We start from the raw sequence: 4,895 nt of genomic DNA on the forward strand, positions 1-4,895 counted from the left end.
CCCCCCCTATGTTAAAATAGGTGTCGTAAAAAAATCTTTTCGCTATAAAAACTTCCATCTTAAGTCTCGGATGTTTTTTGAAATTAGCTTTTTAAATAAGATACACTGTCATTACAAAATGTAGGATATTTGTGTTATATTAAAATGATGTCACAAAAGTTTAATAAACATATTTTTTGTTATCACAAAATAAAAATTAAGTATTTTGTGATATTTTTATGATATAATATTTTTTGTAAAGGTAATAAAAATCAAGGAGTAGTTTTAAATGTCTAAAATTGGTTATATAAGAGTGTCTACAATAGATCAGAAAACTGACAGACAAGAAATAGCTCTTTCAGAAATAGGGATAGATAAAGTTTTTATTGAAAAACTTTCTGGCAAGGATACCAAAAGACCCGAATTTAAAAAAATGCTTGAATATATAAGAGAAGGAGATATTTTATACATTGAGAGTATTTCTAGATTAGCACGTAGTACAAAAGATTTTCTTTCTATTGTACAAGAATTACAGTATAAAAAAGTTGAACTCGTTTCATTAAAAGAAAATATAGATACGACAACACCTCAAGGAAGATTCATGATAACAGTTTTTGCAGCACTTTCTGAACTTGAAAGAGAAAACACTATGCAGAGACAAAAAGAAGGTATTGAAGCTGCACGAAGAAAAGGGAAAAAGTTTGGACGTCCTAGAATTGAAAAGCCAAAAGAATGGGATAAAGTAATAAAACTCTGGAAAAATGGTGAAATTGCTGCTGTAGAAGCCATGAAGAGACTAAAAATAAATAGAGGAACATTCTATCGTAGATTAAAGGAATGAAATTTTCTAATTTAATGTATTGCTTAATTAATATATTAAACCACACGCTATGCGTGTGAGAATCGATGAGTTATACTTATGTAATGAAAATTCTAATCTCTCATGTACAATAGATGGTGACTCAAACCACTAAAGTACATTGAAAGGAGATTAGAACTATGGAAAAAAGTCTAGAACACAGCAAGTGGGATTGCAAGTACCATATTGTATGGGTGCCGAAATATCGGAGAAAAATTATTTATTGGGAGTACCGAAAAGAAATAGGCAAAACCATTAGGCAATTGTGTGAATATAAAGGAATGGAGATTATAGAGGCATCGGCGTGTATTGATTATATTCATATGTGCTTAAGAATTCCACCAAAAATAAGTATATCTTATGCAATGGGATATCTTAAGGGGAAAAGTGCACTGATGCTTTTTGATAAATTCCCTGAATTGAGAAAAAGGCAAAATCAAGAAATTTATGGACGAAAGGTTATTACGTTACGACTGTTGGACTTAATGAAGAAGTGGTAAAGAAGTATATAAGGGATCAGGAAGTATACGATAAAAATTTTGATAAAGAATAACAAATTGATAAATCAACCCTTTTCAAGGTTATATAGCACAAGACTGCAGTGGTTTGATGTCAAAAACACGCCTTTTAGGCGTTGCTAGCAAAATCCCCTTATAGGGGTTATCAAACCACCCGTTATACGGGTGGTTTAGTGATTGTATGATGGTTGAAAATTAGATTTCAAAAGGTCTTTTTTAAGTGCCAATACGCGGACGTTAGTCCGTGTTAACTCAACTCTAATTCACTTTTTGGATATTTTCTATGGACAATTAAATCACCATTACGAACCATGAAAGATATATTTCCTGAAATTCTTTGTTTTGTTGTTTTAAATTGTTTAGCAAGTTTAGAAATTAAAAATCTGCTTTGAATTTTTGTACCTTTTGGATTCAAGTCTGAAGATAGTTTATTTCTAATTTTTTTATTCATGTTACCAAACCTCCAATTATTTTTGACACACATTAATAATTAACATTAAAAGAGTCATCACCGTGATTGCTATTGTCAATACTCCAATTCTTCTTGTCCAGTTTTTCATTGATTTATCTGCATCAATTGCGGAAAGAATTTTATATAATTCACTGAAACCAGTGATTTCAAATGCTATTAAACCAAAATGATTAATAATCTTATCCATATCTTCTTTAGATAATAAGTCAGAAGTTCTCAGATATTTTTCTAACTCGTGGTAATATTCTCTATTTGTATTTTCTAAAAATTCTTGAACAGTTTTTTTTATAAAATTTCTCCTATATATATTGTAATTAATTGCTATGGATTATTACTACTATGGGTTAAAGAAAAATTTCATTTTTGCATATTCCACATTTACCTTTTACACACATTGTTCCCCTGCCGCTATCTTCAAATGTATAAGTTATAGTACTATGATGTTTTTCTGGTTCTTTTTTTCTGCATTCTTCGCATTCGCCTTTTATAAATTGTCCTAAACTGTACACTATTTTTTCAGAACCAGTGTCATAATCTAATACCTTTTTACATGTGTCCAATAACTTAAAACAATTTGTTTTAAGTAGCTTATTAGCATTAAAATAATCTACTTCTTGAATATTAAATATTTCTTCATACATACGATTTACCCCTTTTTTAGTTTTTTTTAAAACAATCTTTTTATAAATTATATCTATTATTGATAAAACTTTCAACACAAAGCTCCCATATTTGCACAAAACTACACAAATACTATGTTATAATTAAGATATCGAGAGAACCCAAAACAGGTTCTCTTTTTTTATGTTAAATTAAAAAAATAAAATGAGTATTATAGTGTTTATTCGTATAAAAAAAAAGTAGGAGGTGCTTAAATGGAAATTTTTGCTATTATATTAATTCTAATACCATTTATAACATTTAAAATCAACACTAAAATAAAAATCAACATTAAATTTTAACATTATATCTAAAAAGAACCCAAACACGGGTTCTTTTTTTATGTCTTATTATAGGTTGAATAATAAAAGTATCTGCTCTTTCTATAAAAAAATAAGATACTTCTAAAAAGAAGAGAGGCTTATACAAAGAAGTTTGTTGTTTTCATAAAAAAAGTCTAGCTTCGCACAACGCGTGTTTATATATAGAGACTATATCGACTAGAGAGGGGGTTGTTTTCATGGATGATAAGGTATTAGTAGTATTATTATTAATTACAACAATGTGTGACACTATTACAATGGTTTGTACAGTTATTACATTACTACGAAATAAATAAAACCAAAATAAAAATAGTTGCCTTAGTGCAACTATTTTTTTCCAATTTTTTTGACCTGCAGCTCTTCCGGATCCGTTCCTGGTGTCCTGGAATGTGCAGTAAAGATTAACACTTCAAACATGCTTCATTACTGTATTTAACATTTTTTGTATTTCAAAATAAGCAATAAAAGCTTTTTAAAAATCAATTTCCGATTATCCAGTTATGTAATTAATTGTATGACGGTTGAAAATTAGATTTCAAAAGGTCTTTTTTAAGTGCCAATACACGGACGTTAGTCCGTGTTAATTGCATTGTTTTTTTTAGGATATAAGGAACTGTCTACCCTAAGAAATGAGGAGATACATCACAGAAACAATGAGATACATCTCTTAATTTAGGAACTGTTTGCATTGTAGGAAACACTTTAAGAAACAAGGAGACACCTCAAGAAACAAGGCGACGCCTCTTAAGAAGCATTAAAATTGTAAGAGGTAAATATATAAAAGGGAAGGTGATATAAATGATAGAAATATGTATAATTACTTTAGTTTTTGTAACACTTTTTGAAATTAACATTAAGGAACTCAACATCAACATAAACATCTACATAAAATAAAATCAAAAGATGGCGGGGAAATCGCACTATTGCCTTTCCTCGCTCTAAGTCATGCCTTTATAGAAAAAACAATAGATAATTTTATAATATAAGATTAAAATAGATATTACAAGTTTTTGAATATTTAAAACCGTTATTATATATATACTTTCTTTTACTAAAAAGTATTGGTAAAATAAATTAAGTAAGACTCTTAAACATTTTTTTATAATACTAAGAGAAGAAGACTTATACAAACAAAATTAAGAGGTGTTAAAATGTTAAAAGATATTGATAGTATAAAAGGATTTAGAGATTTATTAATAACGATAGAAGGCAATAGCATAACGTTAAATAATGTTGAAAATTTAAAAGGCAATCTCTATTGTTCTAAATGTGGAGATAAAAGAGTTTTTAGTGTAAAGATATTATACAAAAATAATTCCCTTAACAATGAAAATATTCACCAAAGGTTATTAAATATTATGAACAGCATTACAGCAAACAGAATGGATCAGGCAAAAAGAGGACAAATTTTGGGTAAAAGAATTTTTTCAATTCCTAAAGAAGAATTTTCTAATGCTTTAAAAAGTATATATCATTTACTGAGCCCTTCTTTATATGAGTGTAAATGTTTACAGTGTAATATGTTTTATACAGCAATCATTTATAGAGGTTCAAAAGAACAAATGCTTGTTCTTCTACCTGATACAGATGGAGGTGTAACTACGCCACATACACCAGAATCTGTATCATATTATTTAGACCAAGCCTATAAAGCACATACAATAGGTGCTAATAGTGCAGCTGCAACTATGTATAGATCGTCATTAGAACAAATACTATATGAACAAGATTATAAAAAAGGAATGTTAGGAAAGAGAATTAAAAAATTAGAAGAAGATATCAATAATGGTAGTGCTCCAAATTGGGCATCGCAAATTAATATAGATTTTTTAGAACGCCTTAAAGAGATAGGAAACAGTGCTGTTCATACTGAAGATTTTAGAAAACAAGCTATTATCGATAACAATTTGATTAAAAATATAATTGAAATTATAAGTTACTTACTTCTAGTTATTTATGAGATTCCTTATAAAAAAAATGAAAAATTAAAAACCCTTGAAATTGCAAAACAAATGCTAAATAAGTAAAATAACAAAAAACCAAAACTGGATTCTATTGCAAGAATTAACCTCTAGTTTCGCTTT

General features: G+C 28.4%; 5 protein-coding genes and 1 pseudogene. 3 read left to right on the plus strand and 3 right to left on the minus strand.

Annotated elements, in window-relative coordinates; all coding sequences use genetic code 11:
* Positions 1-268: 268 nt before the first annotated feature.
* Together RBH29_RS17055 and tnpA are read left to right on the plus strand one after the other, a co-directional pair.
* A complete protein-coding gene (locus RBH29_RS17055; protein ID WP_306698210.1) occupies positions 269-820 on the plus strand; it encodes a recombinase family protein in 552 nt (183 codons plus the stop codon).
* A gap of 158 nt (positions 821-978) precedes the next feature.
* Positions 979-1,391: pseudogene (gene tnpA, locus RBH29_RS17060) on the plus strand (IS200/IS605 family transposase).
* 212 nt (positions 1,392-1,603) lie between these two features.
* Here the strand turns inward: tnpA and RBH29_RS17065 are convergent.
* The 3 genes from RBH29_RS17065 to RBH29_RS17075 form a co-directional block, all read right to left on the minus strand.
* Positions 1,604-1,807, minus strand: coding sequence for a hypothetical protein (locus tag RBH29_RS17065; protein WP_306698211.1), 204 nt, complete (start codon positions 1,805-1,807; stop codon positions 1,604-1,606).
* Between the two features lie 16 nt (positions 1,808-1,823).
* A complete protein-coding gene (locus RBH29_RS17070; RefSeq protein WP_306698212.1) occupies positions 1,824-2,015 on the minus strand; it encodes a hypothetical protein in 192 nt (63 codons plus the stop codon).
* A gap of 157 nt (positions 2,016-2,172) precedes the next feature.
* Positions 2,173-2,544, minus strand: coding sequence for a hypothetical protein (locus RBH29_RS17075; protein ID WP_306698213.1), 372 nt, complete (start codon positions 2,542-2,544; stop codon positions 2,173-2,175).
* Between the two features lie 1,418 nt (positions 2,545-3,962).
* Here RBH29_RS17075 and RBH29_RS17080 point away from each other — a divergent pair.
* Positions 3,963-4,838, plus strand: coding sequence for a DUF4145 domain-containing protein (locus RBH29_RS17080; RefSeq protein WP_306698214.1), 876 nt, complete (start codon positions 3,963-3,965; stop codon positions 4,836-4,838).
* Positions 4,839-4,895 lie beyond the last annotated feature (57 nt).

Source organism: Herbivorax alkaliphila (assembly GCF_030848475.1).
GTDB lineage: Bacteria > Bacillota > Clostridia > Acetivibrionales > Acetivibrionaceae > Herbivorax.